We start from the raw sequence: 22,043 nt of genomic DNA, 5'->3' as shown, positions 1-22,043 counted from the left end.
CAAGTGAAAATGCCTTGTTCAAATTGGTTTTTTGTGCTATAAAACAGATTACAGCAAAGTGGAATATGCCAATCCCAAATTGGGCGGTAACCGTTTCCCAGCTAGATATTTTCTTCCCTGATAGGTTGAATTTTAAACTATGATATTCTATACTGACACAGCTCAGCGAACGTTCTCGATAGAAACTCTTAATAAAAATAATCCTACAATAGCAGACTCTTTGCTGACTAATAAACTATTAGAGACTAAATTTCTTGAAATTTTATCTGCTTATGATCATGATTCCAATTTAACTCCACTAGGTAAGAAGATCAGCCAGTGGAATTCGGATGATATTACTAATTGGTCTAATAATTTACTAACTCAAAACCCAAGTAAAGCAGTAGATGATAATTTTTTGCCTGAGATGATGGCAGTGATCAAAAGAGCCAATCTGATTGACACTAATAACGATCCACGTCTTGCCCAAATACTGTCTATTCTAATGTTGCTATTACATCAACCAGATAAAGGACGTTTAATTCAAGTAGCTACTGGTGAAGGTAAATCAACTACTAGTGCCATGCTAGCGGTAGTTTTAGCTTTAAGAGGAGAGAAAGTTGACATTATCACTAGCTCGCAAGTTCTAGCTCAAAGAGATGCCTTAGAGAGAAAAGAATTTTTTGCCATGTTTAATTTGCAAGTTGAACATAATACTAGTGAAGAGAAAGGTAAACTTCCTCGATATTGTTACTCAGCTAATGTAGTTTATGGAGATGTTTCTAATTTTCAAGGTGACTTACTAAGAGATGAGTATAAAGCTTACCAAACCAGAGGGGGCAGACCTTTTAACAGCGTGATCATTGATGAAGTAGATTCAATGCTGATTGACGATAATAGCAAGCTAGTTAGGCTAGCTAGTCATATAGCTGGTATGGAATATTTAGAGACTTTACTAGCTGCCATCTGGTCAGAACTAGGAAGGTTAGATAATCATTTAATATATTCGGCAGGACAGCAATCACATTACTTTATTCAAGGAGCTTTTAAATATGAGAATGGTGAGCTAACATTATTTAATAATGAGAATGGTGAAGAATCGGTAGCATATCCAATTAATGATGCTAGTTTATTTCGTCAAGAACATATTGAGTATTATATTCGTCAAATAATTGAACGAAAATCAGTTTTCATTCCTGAATATTTACAGGAATTTGCTATAAGCCAAATAGAAAACTGGTCAAAGGCAGCGATTGCTGCCAAGAGTATGACTGAAAATAAAGATTATGTCATTAAAGATAAATCTGGTTATTCAGTTATAGCCCCGGTAGATTATTATAATACTGGTATTATACAAGATAAAACAAGTTGGCAAAATGGTTTGCAGCAATTTTTGCAATTAAAACATGCTTTAAGATTAACAGCTGAAAGCTTTACCACCTGTTTTATCTCAAATATGGAGTATTTTCTACGTTATGGTTGTAAAATCTATGGTATGACTGGTACATTAGGCTCACATGATGCCCAAGATTTGCTTAGTTCAATCTATCCAGTTGATTTAGCCGTTGTCCCAACTTATAAGCCAAAACAATTTGTTGAGCTAGTTGGGATATTAGCCCATAACTCAGAAGAATGGTTAGCCGAAATCAGCCATTCTATTGTTGAAGAAACTAGCAAAAATAGAGCTGTATTGGTCATTTGCCAAACAATTAGTGATGTATACAAAGTCAAAGAGAGTTTGCTGAACTCTGGTTACCCAAGCGATAAAATTAAACTTTACTCAAGAAATGATAATGATGAATATTTAGCCGTTGGAACTAATATAGAGGCTGGAGAAGTTATTATTGCGACTAATTTGGCAGGCAGAGGCACTGATGTTAAAACCACTAAAGAAGTGGAAGATGCCGGAGGGTTACATGTTTGCTTAACGTTTTTACCAGATAATTTGCGGGTAGAAGAGCAAGCTTTTGGTAGAACATCTAGGCAAGGTAATCATGGTAGTAGCCAACTAATCATTGATCAATCAGAACTTGAGACAAAATTTGGCTCAGAAGTTAATTTTATTGACAATATCGCAGACCTAAAGAATTTACGTGATGTCATTGAACATAATAAATTAGAGAAAGTCAAGACTAGCGGAGCAGATAATCTTAAAAGAAATGATAGACTATTTAACGATTTTTGTAAATTCACCAATGAGTTGCGGAATAGCAATGATAATGAATTTAAATTAGCTCAATTAGAAGAATTATGGGGGATTAAGCTAAAACAAATTAGTGAGCAATGTAAAAGATTAGAGAAGACTAGTTGTAATAGTGCTATAGAGGAATACGCCTTTAAGGAGCTAAATAGCTTCAAAGCTGAGATGAGGGTACAATATTTTAATGGTTATAGTATCATGCGGAATCCAGCCTATTTGGTTAGGGAAGGAGTTAACAAGCTTGGTGAGGGTAATCGCTATCAACAATCGATCGATTTATTTGATATGGCGATTAATCTGGATGCAGCCTATAGTTTCGCTGGTTATTACAACAGAGCTTATGCCAAAATCAGTCAAGGTTATGTTTTATCGATGCAAAGCGACGATGATGAGGATGAGTTTGATGCTAGCTGGCAGGTAAGTGCTTATTCTGATTTAATGGCAGCTAAATCTCAGATTGAGTCAGTTATTATTCCAGGATTAGTCTCTATCCAAATAATATCAAATCATAAGCCAGATAGTGAATTATCCAAGCAAATACGAAACAAAATCAATTTATTAAAAGAGCAGATCAACTATATTGACTCAGCTGCTAAAACCATTGAAAATTGTAAGAGTGGTTGTATTACCCAAATTTCCGATCGAATATTATTGCCAGACTTATTTAGTAGCGATATACCAGAAGATGAGATTCTTGAACTCAACATGTTTGGCATTCTGCAACTATTTGAGTTAGATACAGTTGAACCGGAATCATCAGTATTTGATGGCTTGTTAGTTGCGGTACTTGGTGTGGCTCAAATTTTTGTTGGAGCATTATGTATCGTTGCTGGTAACTATCAATGGGGCGTAGCTTTTATTACTGAAGGGCTGCAGGATTTATATAAGTCAATAAACGCTATTCAGTCGGGACATTTTAGCTGGAATAATTATTGGACTGAAAAAGGCATTACTCTTGCAGTAACCTTAGAGATGATGGGAGCTGAAAATTTAGCTGGTAAACTTGGTGCAACTAAAGTACTGACTAAAGAAGGAATAAAAACAGTTGTTAAAGAAGAAGTAAAACTAACCACTCAGGAATTAGTCAAAAAAGCTATTAAAGAATCTGCCATAAAGACTGTAGTGAATATTGGGCTTGATTATGCCGCAACAGGACTCTCCAAAGCAGCAGTTAATGAATTTAAAGATGAAATACGTGATACTGTTAATAAAAAAATCAGTAATTCTCTGCTATCTCAGCACATGGTAGGTAGCCTAAGCCACATCATGATGGTCGATGATTTCAATCATAATGCTAAGGGGCGAAATGCTATTAATCAAGGAGTAGCAGATATATTGACCAGTAAACGCAATATTATTGGTGAGATTACCAGCAAGGTCTTAACTAGCTTAAGTCATAGTAATTATAGTACAATCAAAGCAGTGGCTTACACAGCTAGAGCAGCTAACACGGCACATGATGTATCAAAGTTACAAGATTTTGCCGATAATTTTTGTCAGAGTTTAGAAGGGAAAATACGCTATATTGAGAGTAATCTGCCTAGCCTAGCTGACCTACTATATAGTTCCTCAAGACCTATAATATCTATGGCTGAGGCTACTGAAATAGTGAAAACATTAGAGCGAATTGGGGCAATTAACAATAATCAATTCTGCCCAAATGCGGTAGAAATTATCAAGCTATAATGGACTGAAGAAAATGGACAAAAAAAATAGAGTTAAAAGCTTCCTAATTAAGATAAAATAATAAGAAAAAATTAGGAGAAAAAATGACAAAAGAAAAAGCAAGAGTTTTTAGTGCTGAAGAAAAAACTAGGATAGTATTAGAAGTGCTGAAAGAAGAGAGTCCATTATCAGTGATAGCATCAAAATATGAGATAAACTCAAAGACAATTAGTAATTGGAAAAAACAATTTATATCAAATGCAGCATTGGCTTTTGAACCAGCAAAACTGGTAAGTAAATATCATGAACAAATTAATATGCTGAAAGAACAAAATGATGAATTAGCGAAAACTCTTGGAAAAACAATAGTAGAGAGAGATTGGGCTGTGGGAAAGCTACAAAGCTTGGACTTATCAAATAGAAAAGAACTTGTCGATTCCAAGCTAGCAATGTTACCAAAGACAAGGCAATATGAATTATTAAAGATTAATCGTTCTTCAATGTACTATAAAGCAAAACCATTTAGTGGGTATAACTTAAATATTTTAAATAAAATAGATGAAATATATACTGATAATCCTGAATTTGGTTATCGTTATATCCATAGACAATTATTAGAAGATGGCTTGTTTATTGGTAAGGATCGGGTTCTAAAATATATGAATATGATTGGCATAGAGGCTATTTATCCAAAGAGGAAAAAGTTAACGTCTGGAAAAGATAAACAGCATAAAATTTATAGTTATTTGCTTGATAAATATTGGACTAATCTAGGTACAACTAAGACTGTACACGTACCTAACGCTAACGAGGTTTGGAGCGGAGATATAACTTATGTTCGAACTAATTCGGGATTTATGTACATGGCGGCAATTATAGATTGGCATAGTAGAGCTGTGTTGAGTTATAAATTGTCAAATAGTATGGATGTAAGTTTGGTAACTGAAGTATTGCATGATGCACTTAACAAATATCCTGCACCGCAGATATTTAATAGTGATCAGGGCAGTCAATATACTAGTCATGAACACATTGAAATTTTACAAGAGCATAACATTAAAGTTTCAATGAATGGTAAAGGAAGAAGTATTGATAATATAATTATGGAGAGATTTTTTCGAACTTTAAAATATAATTATATATTTATTAATGATTTTAAAGATGTTAAAGAGCTAAAGCGTGGTATTGATGATTACATCAATCACTATAATTATAGAAGATTTCATTCAAGTATTGGTTACAAAAAACCTATGAATGTTTATCTAAATTCTATGCAAAATTATGAACAAATTGCAGCTTGAAAAATGCAAAAATGGGAAACAAAATTATTATTTTTTTGTCTTGATTTTTCAGTCCAGTATCTTAAATTATTATTTAATTTGGAGCAGCTGAAAACTATTTTTCAGCTGACTCCGTACAAGTAAAGCATATTTCGCTTCACTCGTCCATACCATCATTCCCGCGTAGGCGGGAATCTAGATCATAGTACCCTACAATTTTTTATTTATTTCCTTATGATAAGTAAAAAAGCTGACTGCTAAGAGTCATTGCGAGGAGCTACTTTAGTAGCGACGAAGCAATCCATGAGAATTAGTATAGATACATCAAGACTATATGGATTGCTTCGTAGGCTCACGCCTCCTCGCAATGACGTTTTTATGTTGCTTAATACTTATAGAATAAAAATTGTAGCTATGAATCTAGATACCTGCATACGCAGGTATGACACTAAGTCGAGTAGGGGTACACTAAATCGAACAGGGAGGATAATGGTTGTCATCCCTGCTTCAGTGCGGGATCTAAAAAGGCCCTGAGGTATTATAGATTCCGCACCGAAGCAGGAATGACAAATTTTGCGTTTAAAGATAGATGTTGTGACTCGGATATATTCAAATTTCCTTCAAACAACCTACTATTTATAAGCTCTGCAAAAAACTTGATTATTGAGTAAAAGAGATATTGCTAAAATATCACATGAGATTAAGGAATTATTAACCATTAAAATGCTATTCCATGCCAGGGAATTATTAAATATTGTTTTTATTAAGAAAAAATAAAAAATTAATTGACTATTTAGTGTAGGTTGTATTTAATTAAAATTGTAACTATTGCTAACGAAATTTTGCTAATAAAGTGTAAACATGGTGAAAACATAATAATATGCCTGATGATTTTGATGGCGATAAATGGAATAAGAAGTATGGTGCGGATTCTGCTCAATTTGACAATCCTATAGTCAATTGATGAGAAGTTGGGGATGTTGTCGCTCCGTCGCTCCTAGCCCAAAATTCTCCTGAATTGACTATATATAATAGGAAATTATGTTTAACAAAATAATCACTGGAGAAATATGAACTATCAGAAATCAATAACAAAACTGGTTCAACTATGAGTGGGCTTGTTCAAGAAAATACCAGGATTATTCCTGATAGGCAGACTAGCCTTACCAGAGAACAAAAAGAAGCTGTGGGGTTGCTTTCAATAGGAACATTTTTAGAATATTTTGATTTGATGCTTTATGTGCATTTAGCAGTATTATTAAACGAGTTGTTTTTCCCTAAATATGAGTCTTTTGCCGCATCTATGTTAACGGCTTTTGCATTTTGTTCTACTTTTATTTTTCGTCCAATTGGCGCATTAATTTTTGGCTATATTGGGGATAGAGCAGGGCGGAAAGCAACGGTTATTATTACCACCATTATGATGGCAATTTCATGCGTCATAATGGCAAATGTTCCAACTTATGCTCAAATTGGTATTACCGCTTCTATAATAATTACGGTTTGTCGTGTACTACAAGGTATGTCATCAGTAGGAGAATTAGTAGGAGCAGAACTTTATTTAACAGAGACTATAAAACCTCCTATACAATATCCAACAGTAGCTTTTGTTGCCGTTGCTTCTGTTATCGGAACAACAGCTGCACTTGGAGTCGCTTCTCTCGTTACATCATATGGCTTGAATTGGCGTCTTGCTTTTTGGATAGGAGCAATAATTGCTTTAGTTGGTGGGGTTTCCAGAACGACTCTCAGAGAAACACCTGATTTTGTTGATGCAAAACTTAGACTAAAAAAGAAATGTGAGAAAGCTAATATTGATATCAAGGAACTTGCTAATAATCCCATTGTTAATGAAAAAGTTAATAAAAAATCAGTGCTATACTTATTTATAGTAAATTGCGTTTGGCCAGTATGTTTTTATTTCTCTTATGTACATTGTGGCAGTCTCCTAAAAAGTTCTTTTGGCTATAGTGCGGAACAAGTAATACATCAGAATTTTATTCTATCAATGATACAGTTGGCTGGTAAATTATTTGTGAGTTATTTAAGTTATAAGATATATCCAATGAAAATTCTAAAAGTGCAATTAGTGGTATTTTCTATTTTTGTGCTATTTTCCCCTTATATTTTGAATAATATAACTGAGGCTTTTTACTTATTTTTATTTCAAATTTTTCTTGTACTGTTTGCTATTGATATTGGACCAGCTGTTCCAATATTTTTCAAATATTTCCCAGTTTTTAAACGTTATACTTATAATAGTATGATATATGCTGTATCACGGGCTTTGATGTATGTTATTACTTCTTTTGGAATTTTATTTTTAACAAAATATTTTGGTCATTGGGGGTTGTTAATTATTATGATTCCAATAAGTGTAGGATTTGCTTTTGGTTTGCGTCATTTTCAAAAATTAGAGAAGGAAGCTGGTATTTATGTTGAATAATTGTTGTAGGTTCTAACGGAGATTCAGTACCTAACAAATGTTTGTAACATAAATTAGTTAATGTATTTTCTAGCTGTTTTGTTCCACAATACATACTAATGCTTATAAAATTTTTAAAAGTCTCTTCTACAATTTTCTTAATCTTCTCAGGCGATTTTACACCTATAGTTTGCATATTATGCAGCCGGTCAAATAGTTTGATCAATAAGACATCATATTTTTTCTGTTGAAATAATATATCCAATGTTTCTGCTGCACTGATTTTTCCATAAGATTTAACCCTGGTTAAACCTTCCACTTGCCTAGCGATTTGCTTGTTAAAGATCATAGTGATCATGTCTTCGGTAAGAGTTGTATCCTCAATAGTATCATGCAGTAAGCTGGTAATGATCATATCAGTCCTGAAGTATTTTGGTACCTTTAATGCTGTATGTTCAGCAACCATATATGCTACCTCTATCGGATGGGAGTAATATGGATCGCCGGATTGTCGCATTTGCGAACCATGATATTTCTTGGCGTAATAGATACCTTTTATAATTTCATTAATATTTACTGGTATAGTTACTTGCTGATTTAGCTCGGATAGTTTATTTAGTAGCCTCTTAGTATATTGGCAATCTGTATATTTTATTTTCCAATTATTAATATCTTCCATTTAAATATCCACTACATTGCTTTAACAATAAAATAAATAATAACTAAAAATAAAAATTTTTGCAATAGTTTATTAGATATTAGTTTTAAACAATGGTAATTTTTATACTTTGTTACATTTAAGTTACGTTCCTATTGTTTGAATTTAGTATACATTGTATAAAATTATCTCGTGCATATAATTGTTGCTGTTTGGTACAGAAATATCGATTAAAAAAATAGCTAGTCAACTCAAAAGCTTGTTTTTTATCATTATTAGTAATTTCACACTTAGTGGAGGTTAAGAATTGTGGTAAGATTAGAAGCCTGTCTTGATATTTCAGCCCTGCTGATAAACAGACAGCTTTTCCAGATTTTGGTGAGACATATTTCAGATTTTCTTGGCTACCTGTTACTGTACATTTATCCAACTCAAGACCATATCCCGATTCTTGGAGTATGGCTAATTCAAACCTAGTATACTCTTCAAAAATAAAATTATTTGCTAGGTTGTTTAAATATTTTGCAAAAATTGGGAAAAAATTATTGTGATTTTCTCTTTCATGAAAGGCTATTTTAATAAGGCTAATAATTGAATTAAAGGCATATAATTTAATTTTATTAGTTATTAAAAGACCAGCGTAAGATTTTATTAACTCGCATTTAGCCATTCCTATATGCTCGTGTAATCTAGCTTGCCAAAAAAAATCAACAATATTACCTTGCTGATTTATAGTGCCAGATTTTCTAGATGTTTCTCGTATTACCCCAGAATATAAGCCATGATTTTTAGTAAAAACTGTAATAATAGCCGAATTTTCTTTTAATGGTTTTTTGCCAATTATTATTCCTATATCTTTAAAATTCATATTCAAGTCTGTTGTAATCGCATATGGCTATATGAGTTTGGGTCATCTTGCCAAAGTTCGCGTACTTTTACAAAAAGAAAAAGATGAATTTTACAATCAAAAGATATCTGCATTTCTATTCTTGCCTTAGAACCTATTTCTTTAATTTTACAACCATTTTTTCCTAGAATAATAGTCTTATAAGAATCTCTTGAAACAATTATTACTTGATGAATTTTGATAGATTTATCGTTATTTTCCTGCCACATTTCAGTTTGGACGGTTAAATTGTAAGGTAATTCTTGGTGGAGATTCAAAAATAATTGTTCCCTAGTTATCTCAGCTGCTAAAAATCGCATAGGCAGATTAGTAACATCATCCTCTTCGTATAGCCAAGGCGATTCTTTAGCGTGGCTTTGGATATAATTGAGTAATTTATTGACATTTTTGCCGGATAAAACGGATAGTTTTAATATATAACTATCTACGAACTGAGAATTTAGAGTATTTTCTATTTCTTCTAGATATTCAGAAGGAATATCAATTTTGTTTAATAAGAATATTAAATTTATTTTAAGAGTTTGCAATTTTTTGAGTATTTGCAAAGTAAATTGATCAATAGGTTTCGTACTATCTATGATCAATAATACTAAATCTACACCATGTAAGCTTGACCATGCACACCGTACCATTGCTTTTTCCAGCTGTTTCTTTGGTTCAAATATACCCGGTGTATCTAGTATTATCAGCTGTGTATCTTTTATGGTAACTATTCCAGTTATAATAGAGCGGGTAGTTTGAACTTTAGGAGTAACTATCGATATTTTTTGTCCAATAAGTTTGTTTAATAATGATGATTTACCAGCATTTGGTTTCCCAATGATAGATATGGATATTGTCTTTTGAAATATTTCCACAGATTAAACCTTATAGTGAGCGTTCACGAAAAAAAGTTAAAGTATAATACGTCTATTAGCGAGAAGGCGTAAGACGACGAAGCAATCTAACTTCACAACCGTTATTGTGAAGAGCTACTTTAGTAGCATTGATGCAATCCAAAAATAATGGATTGCCACGACCTACTTGCGTGGTCTTGCAATGACATTTGGCAAGTAGATTGCCGCGTCGCCGCAAAGCGGTTCCTCGCTAATAGACGTTTGGGTTGTATATACGCCGTCATTGCGAGCGAACGTGTGAGCGTGGCAATCCATTTCTAATCACTTTCCTGGATTGCTTCTTCGGCTCATGCCTCCTCGCAATGACATTTGGTGAGCGGATTTTTTACTCATCATAAGAAAATAGTAAAAAAACCGTGAACGCTTACAACTTATAAATTGTTGAGGTAATTCATTAATTTACGAGCAGCGACTTTTTCTGCTTCCTTAACTGAATGACCAGTACCAGTTTGTTGATATTCATCCATCTGCACTAATACAGTGAAGATGGCGGCATGAGGGGATCCTTCTCTTTTAATCACTTGATATACCGGCTTTTCACTTCCCTTTTTTTGGGCTAATTCCTGAAGAGTACTTTTAGGATCATAATCAGCTAAATCAATAATATCTATAAATTCATACCATAAATCATATATTATTTTTTTTACGGTATCAATATTACTATCAAGATAAATGGCAGCAATTAATGCCTCCATAGTATTTTCGATATTATTAGGATTTTGTCTTCCTCCTAATAGCTCTTCGCCGTAAGTCATAATAATATAGTCTGACAAATTGATCTTGGCAGCTACCTTACAAAGTAATTCTTTACAGACTAGATACGCTCTAATTTTTGCTAATTTGCCCTCATTATAAGTAGAGAAATTTTTAAATAAAATTTCAGTAATAGCGAAATTAATTATTGTGTCACCAAGTAATTCTAAACGTTCGTAATTCTTTTGTATTCCATGCTTTAGGGTATTTTGCTTTAAAGAAGGATGGCTTAACGCTTCCAGTAAAAAATTTTTATCATTAAAGCTATATCCTATATCCTGCTCAAGCTTTTCAGGGGCAGAGAGGGTTAATTCTTTTGTACTCATTCTTGTATTTTATCTGCATAAAGAGAGGTAAATAGTCTGTTAAATCTAATAGATGCCAGCCAAGTACCAACACGGAGTATTTGGTTAATTGTCCCAATATCACTGTGCCATAATTGTTCTTTTGTCGAAAAAATAATAAATTGTCCTTTGGCAATAAAGTTTTGAAATGGTACAAATCCTAGATATATCCTACTATCATTCGATTCATCTCTGTTATCGCCAAGAAAGAAATATTTCCCTTCTGGTACATAAAAGATTTCTGTATTACCATATTGATTTTTTAATAAATGATTATCTTGTTTTAATTTATAAGAAAAATAATTTACGCCGTTAGGTAATATTTCCTTATATTTTATATAATTTCTGCCTTGTTCACTTGTATATGTCTCAACTTCAGTACGATCTATAGCTTTATCATTTATATATACTACATCATTGATTAATTGTATTTTATCTCCAGGTAGCCCAATTAACCTTTTTATATATCGAATATCCATATTATTGGGTGGGCGAAAAACTATTATATCTCCTCTTTGTGGTGGCGATGCCAATATTCTACCACTAAAAATATTAGGATAGAAAGGAAAAGAATAATTGCTATATCCATAAGAATATTTTGTTGCAAAAATATAATCATGCTCCAGCACTGTTGCTTTCATTGAACCTGTTGGCACAAAAAAAAGCTCCATTACAAAAAACCTTATCATCAGTGCCAAAAATATTACAAAGATAAAAGATGAGAATTCTTGTATTGGGGTTTTTTTGTTAGTAGCCTTACATGTTATTTTCATATGTAATAATTATTTATAATGAGTAACCTCGGATAATAATAATCCATTACCATGTTGAAATCTAGTAATATTTTGGTATAGTCAATTGATGAGAAGTTGACTATACCTCAAACTTTTTTTAGATTCCGCACCGAAGCGGGAATGACATATGTCACCCCTGCGTAGGCAGGGGGCTAGATTCCCGCCTATGCGGGAATGACAATGGGAAGCGAGAATGATAAATTGTCATGGCAAGGAACCACTTTTTGGTGGCGAAGCGGTTTATAGAATTAGTAAATTAAAGATATGAAACATTATATTTGGTTAACAATCATAAGTTGTTTAGTAATTAACTACTGCTCAACTATTTATGCGTCTGATACTAACGTTGACAATAGATTTGACGCAAAAATTGCTATTGTAGACGTACAATCAGTTTTAGAACATTCTGCAGCAATCCAGTCTATAAGAAAGACTGTAGAGCAGATAGGTAAACAAATTCGACAAGATTTATCAAAAAAGGATATAGAACTTAAAAAAATAGATAATTTATTAATGGAAAAACGTAATTCTGTAAGTGAGTCAGCTTTTGAGCAAGAAGTTAATGCTTTTAATAAAAAAGTAAATATAGCACAAAAAGAAATACAAGATAGGAAAGCCCGCCTTGAACAGTCTCATGCTGAAGGCATAGGTAAGGTACAAGAAACAATCATAAAAATTATAAATGATTTAGCCGAAAAGCATAATCTTGATTTGGTTATACCTAATACTCAAATTTTATTTGCTAAAAATACCTTAAATATTACCCAAGAAGTAATAGCGGAGCTAAATAATCAATTAAAACATGTTATAATTAAATACGAATAATTTTGAGGCTATAATGAAAGAATTCACGCCTATTACAGTGGCTTATGGTGATGGTATAGGTCCAGAAATCATGCAAGCGGTATTATATATTTTAAAGGAAGCTTCTGCTAGAATACGTATAGAAGTAGTGGAAGTAGGAGAAAAATTATACCAGAAGCATTATACTTCAGGGATAGCACAAGATACTTGGCAATCATTGGCAAGAACTAAGATACTTCTAAAGGCACCTATTACCACCCCTCTAGGTGGTGGGTATAAAAGCCTAAATGTAACTCTTAGAAAAGCCCTATCTCTTTATGCTAATGTTCGCCCTGCTATTTCTTATGCTCCTTTTGTTAAAACACTACATCCACATCTAAACGTAGTGATAGTACGGGAAAATGTTGAAGATTTATATGCAGGAATTGAATATCGCCAAACTCACAATGTTTATGAGTCTCTTAAGCTAATCAGTCGAGTTGGTAGCGAAAGAATTATTAGATATGCCTTTGAGTATGCAATAAAAAATAATCGTAAAAAGGTTACATGTTTCAGTAAAGATAATATTATGAAAATGTCTGACGGAATTTTTCATAAGGTTTTTGAGGAAATTGCTAATGAATATAAGCAGATTCAAGGTGACTATTATCTTATAGATATCGGCACTGCCAGGCTAGCAGCCCAGCCAGAATTATTTGATGTCATTGTAACTTCAAATCTGTATGGTGATATTATATCTGATGTATCTGCAGAAATTTCTGGTTCAGTAGGACTCGCTGGCTCTGCTAATATAGGGCAGAATTATGCTTTATTTGAAGCTGTACATGGTTCTGCCCCAGATATTGCTGGTCGTAATCTAGCTAATCCTTCTGGTTTGCTTAACGCCACAATTATGATGCTAGTTCACATCGGACAACATGATATTGCTGCATTAGTAGAGAATGCCTGGAAAAAAACTATTGAGGATGGGGTTCATACTGGAGATATCTACAATGACAAAATATCTAGCAAAAAAGTTGGTACTACGGAATTTGCCGATGAAGTAGTGAAAAGACTAGGTACTGAACCTTCTACCCTCAAAGCAGCCGCATATTCCTCAGTAGTTGCTCAACAACAAACTATTGAACATAATTCGATTAATAATAAAGAAGTTAAAGAATTCGTAGGTAGTGATGTATTTATCCAGATGACAGCATTGACTGCCCATGAGGTAGCAGAAAAAATTCAAACTATCAGTTTAGGTGACTTAGAATTAAAAACCGTATCTTCCATGGGACTTAAATTATGGCCCAGAGATGAACGATTTGAATTATTATCTGATCATTGGTGTTGTCGCTTTATGGCAAAGAAGAATGGGGAAAGAATAACTCATTCATCTATAGCCCATTTACTTGAACTACTTAGCCAGGCAGAAATAGATTTTATTAAAATTGAGAATCTTTTTGAATTTGATGGGAAAGCAGGATATTCACTTGCTCAAGGAGAATAGCTATAGTCAATTGATGAGAAGTTGATGACGTTGTCGCTCAATGCTTGCCTATTACTCATAGGCATCGCTCCTGCTACCCAATTCCCCTAAATTGACTATATCACCTTGCAATAACTATTATTTTTACTTTGATACAATTACCTGCTACAATTTTATAGAAAATATGTTACACTAATAACACAATAACATAGAAAAAAACGTAAAAAAATTTTTATATTTAAAATATATGAAGATAAACAATAAAATAATAAATATATTAGTTATTATACTATTACTTTTAACAAAACATTATGTTTGGGCTATAGAGTTTAAAACAGAGCAAGAGAAGGGTGTTTGGATAAAAAATTTTTTTAAAGATAAAGAAATGGCTCCAATAGAATACCCAATGAAAGCTACTGAAGAGGAGAAAAAGTTTGAGCGACAACTAATAAAAGACTTTATTATTCAAAATGGCATTGAACATATTGAGCCTATAGCAAGAGGTAAATCACTATCAGATACAGAAATAGCTAAGTATAACAAGGCTTGTCCTGATAAAAACCGATTGATATGTATAAATGGTGTCCTTGTATAATGTGGCCTTCTGCAGCTATTGATGATGAAGCCGGGTGTGTAGTAACTGAAGAAGAGCTTGAAGATGAAGATAATGAGTATATTGATATACATCGATGTAATGGTAATATGAAAATATACCGGTTTAATTTATATAATATAAGTGATGCTAAGCAGGAATATGTACTTTACTGTGATGACCAAAGAGGGATTAGAATGTCCGGTAAAATCCATGATATAAATGAAAAAATAGATGATTTTAGCATAACAGGTGCTTATCTACATTTCGATCCTGAAAAATGTCTATATAGTAAGCTATTAACACACACTAATCCTTTTTGGGGAGATGCGGTAACTGGCATTTTTAAGTATCAAGGCAAAAATTATTTCTATGAAATAACGACAACTACCTTTAAACCAGAAGGTGAAGTAAGTGAAATTTTCTTGAAGTGTAAAGAAGGTGTATTAAATGCTAAATTTTTTAGTGCAAAAACAAAAGAGAGGTTAAAATGATTACAGAAGAATTTAAAAAAACATTTACTAAATTTATTATAGACCATGAGAGCGAGCAGCTTAAAATATATGATGATAGATTTGGAGTGCCGACCATTGGTATTGGCTTTGCTTTAATTAATAAAGTTTCAGATGGGTGGGAAGCATATACAGAAAAAAAGTTACAAGATCTAGGCATTAATTTAACTGCAGAACAATATAAGATTATTAAAGATTATGCTAAGGCAAAAACTAATGGAAGCGATACATCTCACCTTAGAAGTAAGTTAGATAGGTTTGATTTTACTATTACCCAGGAGATGGCTCAAAATTTATTGCAACATTCTATTCAGAAAAAATACGATCATATCAAGAATAATATAGGTGAAGATAAATGGGATAAGCTTAATCTAGCACAGCAAGTAGGGGTAATGGATCATGCGTTTCAAAGAGGTAATATTTTGTCATTAACAGAATCTCTGATTGCAGGTGACTACGCTACAACAGCAAAGATAATACGCCAAGTTAATAACGAAGCTTTTAAAACTAGGGCAGAGCCATTGGATTAGATGCAGGCAAGAGTGAAGACTAACCATTCTTAGTTATAAATTTAATTTTTGAGGATATTTATGATATTTATTATTGGTTATGGATTAACCCTACTTGGAATTATAGCAATATTTTCTGGCATTGTTGGGCTTTTTCGATTTCCTGACTTTTATACAAAAATTCATGCTGCCAGTGTAATTGAATGTTGTGGAGTACCTTTATCACTTGTTGGGCTTGCTTTTTTACAACATGATTTTACTAGCTCTTTTAAATTGCTTTTTGCGGCTATATTGATTTTAATATTAAATCCGGTATCTACTCATGCAATTGGTAAGGCTTCCCTATTAAGCCCAAATAACCAAAAAGGATTAAAATGATTGATCGCTTATTTGTTATACCAGACATAATAAATTTCCAACTAGCTAGCTGGTTGCTTGTGGGAATCTTGATATTACTTGTTGTCGTATCAATTAAGCTGATATTTTGTAACTCTTTATTAGAAACAGTGATAATAAACTCTATGTTTAGCTTACTTATTGGTTTATCTTATCTACTGATGGATGCTCCCGACGTGGCAATGACTGAAGTAGCTCTAGGAGCCTGTTTATCTAGCTGTGTATTTTTAGGGTTTCTAAGCAAACTGTCAGCCGTACAGAAAAGTAATAGACCTCCTGCAAAACTCGCTTATGCTGAGGAATTTGAAGGAGACGCGGAACGCAGAACCGCAGCGTACTTAAGTGTATGTGAGGATTCGAGTACCGCATCATTGTCCAAATTACTAGCAGAAGTAGAGTTTTGCAAGAGGTCTAATCTTAAACCAACACGAGTAATAAGTTCAGCAATTATATGCATAATTTTTATAGTAGTATTAACCTTCGCAGGGATTGATTTATTAGAATATGGAGCGATAGATTCTCCATTGCAAAACCATCTAACCAAATATTATATTGAACATACTAAAAGTGACATTGGCATTCCATCTTTTGTTGCAGCCCTATTAGCTAGCTATAGAGGGTATGATACTCTTGGAGAAACTGCCGTCATTTTAATTGCTGGAATATCGGTATTATTACTATTCTCACAAAAAATTACTAAAGATGCTTAAAATAATACTGAGAAATTTTATTATTATAAAACATTCTACTCTTTTTATCTTACCCTATATATTTTTATACGGTCTATATATTCAAATTAATGGTGATGCATCACCAGGGGGCGGATTCCAGGCTGGTACTATATTTGCTTCTACGATAATTGGTTTTGATTTAGTTCATGGTCAATTTAAATTACGGCAATATTTCTCTACTGATTTACTAGTTGGTATGGCTACTATCGGAGTATTGATCTATGCCCTAACCGGTATGGTATCAATATTATTTGACGATAATTATTTAAATTATTATTCTTTGGCAGATGATAAATTGCTAGCTCAACATATTGGTATTTTTACCATTGAGATTGGTGTTGGACTTTGTGTTGCATCGGTTATGTGTTTGATATATTCTATTATTACTGTTGAAACATAATAAGATAGTGAACAGAATTCTTTATAGTGCATTTTCGGCCATTAATAGAACATTTATATCATTATTTTGATTAGTTGGTATATCACCATTTATTACACCGCCATTTATAGGTTGTAAGGGAGCTTCTGCTAACTGATCCAGCCCTGCTTCAGTATTAAAATAACGATTCGGCATCATACATTTTAGCACCTTATGTATGCCTAAACAAACAAGTAATCCAGTTGCTACTACCACGACGCTCCCGAACCCTTTAGTAAAATAGCCCCATTTACTATTCAAGAAACTATTATCCTTTGACAAATCATCACCTGTATTATTGAGCATAGTTATATCTCCATTATTTGTTATAGTCATTTCATTTCAGAAGAATTGGGTAGTAGGAGTGACGAGTGACAATGTCCCCAACTTTTCATCAATTTACTATATATTTAAAAATTTTTCCAAAGTCTTAAGTTGCAGTCATTATTATGTTTGTTATAATTAACCAAAGTAATAGCTCCATTAGAAAACATACACAGACAGAGCCAAGACCACTCTTAATTCAATCAATTCTACTATAGTTATATGCATAAACTAATACAGCTGATCAAATGGGAATATTTAATTCAAAATCGTATTAATAGTCTTAGTAAATATCTATTTATATTCTTTTTATTTTGTATTTTCAGTACTGCTTTAATTAATGACCAAACAGATATTAAAAAATTTGGAATTATTTTTTCAGTAATTGTTTTACCGATAGCTCTAATTGGCTTTTCTAGTCTAATATTTCAGCAAGATGTTGAGGACGGAAGTTTAGAGTTACTATTATCTAGCTTCAATGAGAGTGAAATTATTGCCGCTAAATTAATTACCATAATTGTTAGTTCCCTCACCAGTGCTTTATTAAATATGCCAATAATTTATATTATCTTCGATCTTGACATGCTAACAGTAAGCTATCTTTTGATCAATCTAATTCTATTATTAATTTTGTCCAGTAGCCTATTAGTTTTAATTGGAGCTGTTCAAAGCTATTTTAGGTCAAATACTAATCTATTAGCAATATTAATCATGCCGCTAATAATACCCAACATCATACTTAGCGGTCTTGTTTTACAAAATTTTGATAATATCAATCTAATTTTTGTTATGATTGGTATCAATATGGTCCTTGTACCAATAATATTTTATCTCTCATCCTATCTAATTAAGAATATTTACAACATTTAATTTTAATTATACACTATACTGACCCTTGCACTAATAAAAAAATTGTTATTTTTTTACAATTCATGTAATTTCTACTCGTAGATTTTTTAACTATTTTTCGGTAATTATATATATGTGGCAAGCTTTAAGAAGACTAATAGCAGCTAACCCTATGGGAATGTTTTTATGGACTATCATAGCCAAATGGTACGTTATGATAGCTGTTGCTTCTCTGGTAATATTATTTTGGGTAGCTAAAGGACTCGAACAAATTGGACTTATCAGCTATATAACAACTGCTACCACTGAAATTCTTGATACGTCAAAATCAATTGCTCAACATTGTACTCCAAAATTAGGTCCCAACTTTGAAAATTTAACCAATTTTTGGAAATGTTTAGGAGATCCACCAAAATATGAGGTTAGAGAAGAAACCGGTGAGAAAGCTTTAGAAGACGGATTAAAGAAGTTATTGCCTAAAGATGGAACTGTACCGGAAATGCTCCCTTATCGCAATCCTTATGACTCTCCTGACAATTCTAACGATAGTGATGGTAAATCAACTGATGGCAAATGAGAATAATATAAGTATAAGTTAGGGTAATCAATAAAAATTAGTATGTTAAAGGATGGATACATTAATGACTTTGCAACAAACAAAGCTGTAGATTTAAAAAAGCCTGAAGAAAAAGTACGACAAGAATATGAAAAGATATTGTATGACGACTATTTTTATGACAAAGAGCAATTAGATATTGAAGTTTCAATACAAATGGGTAGTGCTGTAAAAAAAGCAGATATTGTAATATATAAAAATAAATCAAAAAATAGAAATCAATATAGCGATATACTTGGTATTGTTGAGGTTAAAAAGAAAAGTAGAAAAGACGGTTTAGAACAACTGACGAGTTATATGCAAGCTACTTCTGCTTTGTTCGGAGTTTGGACTAATGGAGAAGAAATTGAATATTTATATAAAAATTCTAAAGGAGAAGTAAAGAAAGATTGTCTATTTAACATACCGAAAAAAGGAGAAACGATAGAAGCAATAGGTAATATAACAAAAGATAAATTAAAACCTGTTAAAAATCTAAAACCTGTTTTTAGGCGTATACTAAATACTTTATATTCTAATACAAATATTAGTAGGAAAGAAAAGCTTGGAAGCGAAATGATTAAACTAATCTTTTGTAAGATTATTGATGAGAAATATGAACTTGATAGTTTGCCAAATTTTAGAATAACAACAGAAGAAATGGAGACAATAAATAATGATAAAAGTGAAAATGAAGAAATTAAGATAGCACAATATGGTAAAGTTAAAAAACGAATACAAAAATTGTTTATAAAAGTAAAAGAAGAATTAGAAGATGATGGAATTTTTATTACAAATGAAGAAATAACACTTGATGCAAAATCAATTGTTTATGTAGTTGGAGAACTAGAGCAAATCGCATTACTAAAAACTGAAAAAGATATAGTAGGGGAGGCTTTTGAAACTTTTGCAGAAAGTAAATTAGTTGGTGAAAAAGGTGAATTTTTTACACCTAGAGAAATTGTAAAGCTTGCAGTGCAAATTTTGGATCCATCCCCAAATCAGACCATTATAGACCCTGCTTGTGGTAGTGGTGGTTTTTTAATATATGCACTTGAACATGTTTGGAAAAAAATGGATCATGATCGAACATATAAAAATTCAACAGATATAAATAGGTTAAAAAAGCAAATAGCCGAAAAGTGTTTTTATGGATTAGAGAAAGAAATAGATTTAGTTAAGATATGCAAAGCATATATGACAATTATAGGTGATGGTAAGAGTAAAATTGTTCAAGAAAATACATTGCATCCAATTCATGAATTCCAGGTAAAAACAAAAGAATTAATTACAACTCAAAAAGACGGTGAAATTGAACTAAACACTTTTGATTTTGTTGTTACAAATCCTCCATTTGGTAGCAAAATCAAGGTTCTAAAAGAAGACTGTAAATATTTTGAACTAGGGCATCAATATAAAAAAGAAGGTAATTCTTTTATAAGAACTAATAAAGTAAAAGAAACTGAACCTCAAGAGTTATTTATAGAAAGATGTTTGCAATTATTAAAAGATGGAGGTAAACTTGCAATAGTCTTACCAGAGACTTACCTTCATGCCCCTTCTAAAAAACACGTTCTAGATTTTTTAGTTAAAGAAAATAATATTATTGCAGTTATAGATCTACCTCATAATACTTTTAGACCTTATTGTAATGCGAAAACTTGTTTATTAGTATTAGAAAAAGGCAAAAGACAAAATAGTGATATTATCATGGCTGTTGCAGAAGAAATGGGGCATGATCATACTGGAAGATTAATTTATAGGTACGATAGTACAAATGAGGTATTTACAAAAGAAATTTGGGACGATACAGAAACCATAAGAAATGAGTTGTTATCTAAAAAATTCAATAAAAATACCTTTATAACTTCAAGTTCTGATATCACCAATAACGTTTATGTACCACGCTATTACTGGAAAAAAAAAGAAGAAGAAATAAAAGAGATAGCTAATAATCAAAAATTTAAACTTATTACAATTAACGAATTATTAAAGCAAAATATTTTACAAGCATTTAACGGACACGGTTCACCGCCAAGCGAGTATAAAGGGACTGGAACAGTCCCTTATGTTAGAGTGGCTGATATAATTAATTGGGAAATTTACAAGAACCCAACTGCATTAGTACCAGAACATATATATCATAAAATCAAAGGTAAGAATGGTTTGTCTTTACAACAAGAGGATGTAGTCTTTGTTCGTAGAGGAAGTTATAGGATAGGGTCTGTTGCAATGATTTCAAAATTTGATACGAATGTTTTATTGACTAATGAAATTACAACTTTTAGAATTATTAATCAACATAACATTTACAATATTACATCGTATTATTTTCTATTTGCTATGTCTCATTCAATTACACAAAAACAGCTATATAACAAAATATTCATAGACACAACTCTACCAAATATAGGAGATAGATGGAAGGAACTTTTAATACCTATTCCATTAGATAGAAATAAAACTTTAGAGATTTCAAATAAGATTAAAGATACATTTACTCAAAAATGGCAAGCTTTGGACAAACTATCTTTTTTAAGGGATGAGTTTGGTGATATTGTAACATAGTTGAATCCATGAGAATTAGTATAGATACATCAAGACTATATGGGTTGCTTCGTTGTGCAGTTTCCGCACTCCTCGCAATGACTGACGGGTTATAGATGCCTACGTCATTGCGAGCGAACGTACGTAAGCGTGGCAATCCAGAAGCCTATAGTCAATTTAGGAGAATTGGGTAGTAGAAACGATAGAGCGACGCCTATAAAAGTAATAGGTGAGCAACGAGTGCAACGTTTCCAAATTCTCCTGAATTAATGGTATGGACCTACCCTATATACAGAATGAGAAGCATATGCTAATCTTCTAGGATAGGAAATGAATCCTAAACAACAATAAGGAGGCCCATATGGAAGTTACCACAATTGGTATAGATATTGCAAAA

Annotated in this window: 21 protein-coding genes and 2 pseudogenes; 16 read left to right on the top strand and 7 right to left on the bottom strand. The window is 32.4% G+C overall.

The annotated features are described in order from the left end of the window. The 3 genes and pseudogenes from RiCNE_RS08550 to RiCNE_RS02370 form a co-directional block, all read left to right on the top strand. Positions 1-143: pseudogene (locus RiCNE_RS08550) on the top strand (IS256 family transposase); the annotation flags it as partial. Next, positions 140-3,865: a helicase-related protein gene (locus tag RiCNE_RS02375; protein WP_094649029.1), complete on the top strand. Its 3,726-nt coding sequence runs from the start codon at positions 140-142 to the stop codon at positions 3,863-3,865. The pseudogene RiCNE_RS08550 and the gene RiCNE_RS02375, both read left to right, overlap by 4 nt. 83 nt (positions 3,866-3,948) lie before the next feature. Then, positions 3,949-5,145, top strand: coding sequence for an IS3 family transposase (locus RiCNE_RS02370; protein WP_094649028.1), 1,197 nt, complete (start codon positions 3,949-3,951; stop codon positions 5,143-5,145). Positions 5,146-6,060: 915 nt separating this feature from the next. Here RiCNE_RS02370 and RiCNE_RS07420 read toward each other — a convergent pair. Further along, positions 6,061-6,219 carry a hypothetical protein gene (locus RiCNE_RS07420; protein ID WP_157905649.1) on the bottom strand — a complete coding sequence of 53 codons (159 nt, stop codon included), beginning with the start codon at positions 6,217-6,219 and terminating at the stop codon, positions 6,061-6,063. Between the two features lie 13 nt (positions 6,220-6,232). Here RiCNE_RS07420 and RiCNE_RS02365 point away from each other — a divergent pair, with 13 nt between their 5' ends. After that, positions 6,233-7,570: an MFS transporter gene (locus RiCNE_RS02365; protein ID WP_094649027.1), complete on the top strand. Its 1,338-nt coding sequence runs from the start codon at positions 6,233-6,235 to the stop codon at positions 7,568-7,570. Here RiCNE_RS02365 and RiCNE_RS02360 read toward each other — a convergent pair. From RiCNE_RS02360 to lepB, 5 genes are all read right to left on the bottom strand, one after another. Then, on the bottom strand, positions 7,485-8,228 hold the full coding sequence (locus tag RiCNE_RS02360; protein ID WP_094649026.1) for an HD domain-containing protein: 744 nt from the start codon (positions 8,226-8,228) through the stop codon (positions 7,485-7,487). The two genes, RiCNE_RS02365 and RiCNE_RS02360, sit on opposite strands and share 86 nt — an antisense overlap. Positions 8,229-8,346: 118 nt before the next feature. Next, on the bottom strand, positions 8,347-9,075 hold the full coding sequence (recO, locus tag RiCNE_RS02355; RefSeq protein WP_094649025.1) for a DNA repair protein RecO: 729 nt from the start codon (positions 9,073-9,075) through the stop codon (positions 8,347-8,349). A 2-nt stretch (positions 9,076-9,077) separates the two neighbouring features. Further along, positions 9,078-9,971 carry a GTPase Era gene (gene era / locus RiCNE_RS02350; protein WP_094649024.1) on the bottom strand — a complete coding sequence of 298 codons (894 nt, stop codon included), beginning with the start codon at positions 9,969-9,971 and terminating at the stop codon, positions 9,078-9,080. 410 nt (positions 9,972-10,381) lie between these two features. Further along, complete coding sequence (gene rnc, locus RiCNE_RS02345; protein WP_094649023.1) at positions 10,382-11,089, bottom strand: ribonuclease III; 708 nt, start codon at positions 11,087-11,089, stop codon at positions 10,382-10,384. Next, positions 11,086-11,880 carry a signal peptidase I gene (gene lepB / locus RiCNE_RS02340; RefSeq protein ID WP_094649022.1) on the bottom strand — a complete coding sequence of 265 codons (795 nt, stop codon included), beginning with the start codon at positions 11,878-11,880 and terminating at the stop codon, positions 11,086-11,088. Before lepB ends, rnc begins: the two co-directional genes overlap by 4 nt. 285 nt (positions 11,881-12,165) lie before the next feature. On the opposite strand from lepB, the gene RiCNE_RS02335 reads away from it, so the two are divergent. The 9 genes and pseudogenes from RiCNE_RS02335 (at position 12,166) to RiCNE_RS02300 (ending at position 17,313) form a co-directional block, all read left to right on the top strand. Beyond that, positions 12,166-12,726, top strand: a complete 561-nt coding sequence (locus tag RiCNE_RS02335; protein ID WP_094649021.1) for an OmpH/Skp family outer membrane protein — start codon at positions 12,166-12,168, stop codon at positions 12,724-12,726. A 13-nt stretch (positions 12,727-12,739) separates the two neighbouring features. Continuing rightward, on the top strand, positions 12,740-14,194 hold the full coding sequence (locus RiCNE_RS02330) for an NADP-dependent isocitrate dehydrogenase (RefSeq protein WP_094649020.1): 1,455 nt from the start codon (positions 12,740-12,742) through the stop codon (positions 14,192-14,194). Positions 14,195-14,420: 226 nt separating this feature from the next. Continuing rightward, complete coding sequence (locus RiCNE_RS02325; protein ID WP_094649019.1) at positions 14,421-14,768, top strand: hypothetical protein; 348 nt, start codon at positions 14,421-14,423, stop codon at positions 14,766-14,768. Next, positions 14,744-15,259: a hypothetical protein gene (locus RiCNE_RS02320; RefSeq protein ID WP_133062926.1), complete on the top strand. Its 516-nt coding sequence runs from the start codon at positions 14,744-14,746 to the stop codon at positions 15,257-15,259. The genes RiCNE_RS02325 and RiCNE_RS02320 overlap by 25 nt, the downstream gene beginning before the upstream one ends. After that, positions 15,256-15,807 (top strand): lysozyme family protein, encoded by a 552-nt coding sequence (locus RiCNE_RS02315; protein WP_094649017.1) that lies wholly within the window; start codon positions 15,256-15,258, stop codon positions 15,805-15,807. The genes RiCNE_RS02320 and RiCNE_RS02315 overlap by 4 nt, the downstream gene beginning before the upstream one ends. Before the next feature lie 60 nt (positions 15,808-15,867). After that, positions 15,868-16,164: a Na+/H+ antiporter subunit G gene (locus tag RiCNE_RS02310; RefSeq protein ID WP_094649016.1), complete on the top strand. Its 297-nt coding sequence runs from the start codon at positions 15,868-15,870 to the stop codon at positions 16,162-16,164. Beyond that, positions 16,161-16,469, top strand: a pseudogene (locus tag RiCNE_RS08390) (hydrogenase subunit MbhD domain-containing protein); the annotation flags it as partial. The gene RiCNE_RS02310 and the pseudogene RiCNE_RS08390, both read left to right, overlap by 4 nt. 84 nt (positions 16,470-16,553) lie before the next feature. Continuing rightward, positions 16,554-16,892 (top strand): hydrogen gas-evolving membrane-bound hydrogenase subunit E, encoded by a 339-nt coding sequence (gene mbhE, locus RiCNE_RS08385; RefSeq protein WP_410525740.1) that lies wholly within the window; start codon positions 16,554-16,556, stop codon positions 16,890-16,892. After that, on the top strand, positions 16,885-17,313 hold the full coding sequence (locus RiCNE_RS02300) for a Na(+)/H(+) antiporter subunit B (protein WP_094649014.1): 429 nt from the start codon (positions 16,885-16,887) through the stop codon (positions 17,311-17,313). Before mbhE ends, RiCNE_RS02300 begins: the two co-directional genes overlap by 8 nt. A 21-nt stretch (positions 17,314-17,334) precedes the next feature. Here RiCNE_RS02300 and RiCNE_RS02295 read toward each other — a convergent pair whose 3' ends face one another. Continuing rightward, the gene (locus RiCNE_RS02295) at positions 17,335-17,637 is read right to left on the bottom strand and encodes a hypothetical protein (RefSeq protein ID WP_094649013.1); all 303 of its coding nucleotides are present in this window, start codon (positions 17,635-17,637) and stop codon (positions 17,335-17,337) included. 240 nt (positions 17,638-17,877) lie between these two features. On the opposite strand from RiCNE_RS02295, the gene RiCNE_RS02290 reads away from it, so the two are divergent. The 3 genes from RiCNE_RS02290 (at position 17,878) to RiCNE_RS02280 (ending at position 21,667) form a co-directional block, all read left to right on the top strand. Beyond that, positions 17,878-18,525 (top strand): heme exporter protein CcmB, encoded by a 648-nt coding sequence (locus RiCNE_RS02290; RefSeq protein ID WP_094649012.1) that lies wholly within the window; start codon positions 17,878-17,880, stop codon positions 18,523-18,525. A 112-nt stretch (positions 18,526-18,637) separates the two neighbouring features. Further along, the gene (locus RiCNE_RS02285) at positions 18,638-19,081 is read left to right on the top strand and encodes a DUF2670 domain-containing protein (RefSeq protein ID WP_094649011.1); all 444 of its coding nucleotides are present in this window, start codon (positions 18,638-18,640) and stop codon (positions 19,079-19,081) included. Between the two features lie 42 nt (positions 19,082-19,123). Beyond that, a complete protein-coding gene (locus tag RiCNE_RS02280) occupies positions 19,124-21,667 on the top strand; it encodes an N-6 DNA methylase (protein ID WP_094649010.1) in 2,544 nt (847 codons plus the stop codon). Positions 21,668-22,043 lie beyond the last annotated feature (376 nt).

The organism is Rickettsia endosymbiont of Culicoides newsteadi (genome assembly GCF_002259525.1).
Lineage (GTDB): Bacteria > Pseudomonadota > Alphaproteobacteria > Rickettsiales > Rickettsiaceae > Tisiphia.
The sequence above is the reverse complement of the archived record's forward strand: the minus strand, read 5'-3'. Positions and strand labels throughout refer to the sequence as shown.

Coding starts and splice junctions, on each gene's coding strand:
- RiCNE_RS02375 (WP_094649029.1), top strand. CDS start 140: ATGATATTCTATACTGACACAGCTCAGCGAACGTTCTCGATAGAAACT.
- RiCNE_RS02370 (WP_094649028.1), top strand. CDS start 3,949: ATGACAAAAGAAAAAGCAAGAGTTTTTAGTGCTGAAGAAAAAACTAGG.
- RiCNE_RS02365 (WP_094649027.1), top strand. CDS start 6,233: ATGAGTGGGCTTGTTCAAGAAAATACCAGGATTATTCCTGATAGGCAG.
- RiCNE_RS02360 (WP_094649026.1), bottom strand. CDS start 8,228: ATGGAAGATATTAATAATTGGAAAATAAAATATACAGATTGCCAATAT.
- recO (WP_094649025.1), bottom strand. CDS start 9,075: ATGAATTTTAAAGATATAGGAATAATAATTGGCAAAAAACCATTAAAA.
- rnc (WP_094649023.1), bottom strand. CDS start 11,089: ATGAGTACAAAAGAATTAACCCTCTCTGCCCCTGAAAAGCTTGAGCAG.
- lepB (WP_094649022.1), bottom strand. CDS start 11,880: ATGAAAATAACATGTAAGGCTACTAACAAAAAAACCCCAATACAAGAA.
- RiCNE_RS02335 (WP_094649021.1), top strand. CDS start 12,166: ATGAAACATTATATTTGGTTAACAATCATAAGTTGTTTAGTAATTAAC.
- RiCNE_RS02330 (WP_094649020.1), top strand. CDS start 12,740: ATGAAAGAATTCACGCCTATTACAGTGGCTTATGGTGATGGTATAGGT.
- RiCNE_RS02325 (WP_094649019.1), top strand. CDS start 14,421: ATGAAGATAAACAATAAAATAATAAATATATTAGTTATTATACTATTA.
- RiCNE_RS02320 (WP_133062926.1), top strand. CDS start 14,744: ATGTATAAATGGTGTCCTTGTATAATGTGGCCTTCTGCAGCTATTGAT.
- RiCNE_RS02315 (WP_094649017.1), top strand. CDS start 15,256: ATGATTACAGAAGAATTTAAAAAAACATTTACTAAATTTATTATAGAC.
- RiCNE_RS02310 (WP_094649016.1), top strand. CDS start 15,868: ATGATATTTATTATTGGTTATGGATTAACCCTACTTGGAATTATAGCA.
- RiCNE_RS02300 (WP_094649014.1), top strand. CDS start 16,885: ATGCTTAAAATAATACTGAGAAATTTTATTATTATAAAACATTCTACT.
- RiCNE_RS02295 (WP_094649013.1), bottom strand. CDS start 17,637: ATGCTCAATAATACAGGTGATGATTTGTCAAAGGATAATAGTTTCTTG.
- RiCNE_RS02290 (WP_094649012.1), top strand. CDS start 17,878: ATGCATAAACTAATACAGCTGATCAAATGGGAATATTTAATTCAAAAT.
- RiCNE_RS02285 (WP_094649011.1), top strand. CDS start 18,638: ATGTGGCAAGCTTTAAGAAGACTAATAGCAGCTAACCCTATGGGAATG.
- RiCNE_RS02280 (WP_094649010.1), top strand. CDS start 19,124: ATGTTAAAGGATGGATACATTAATGACTTTGCAACAAACAAAGCTGTA.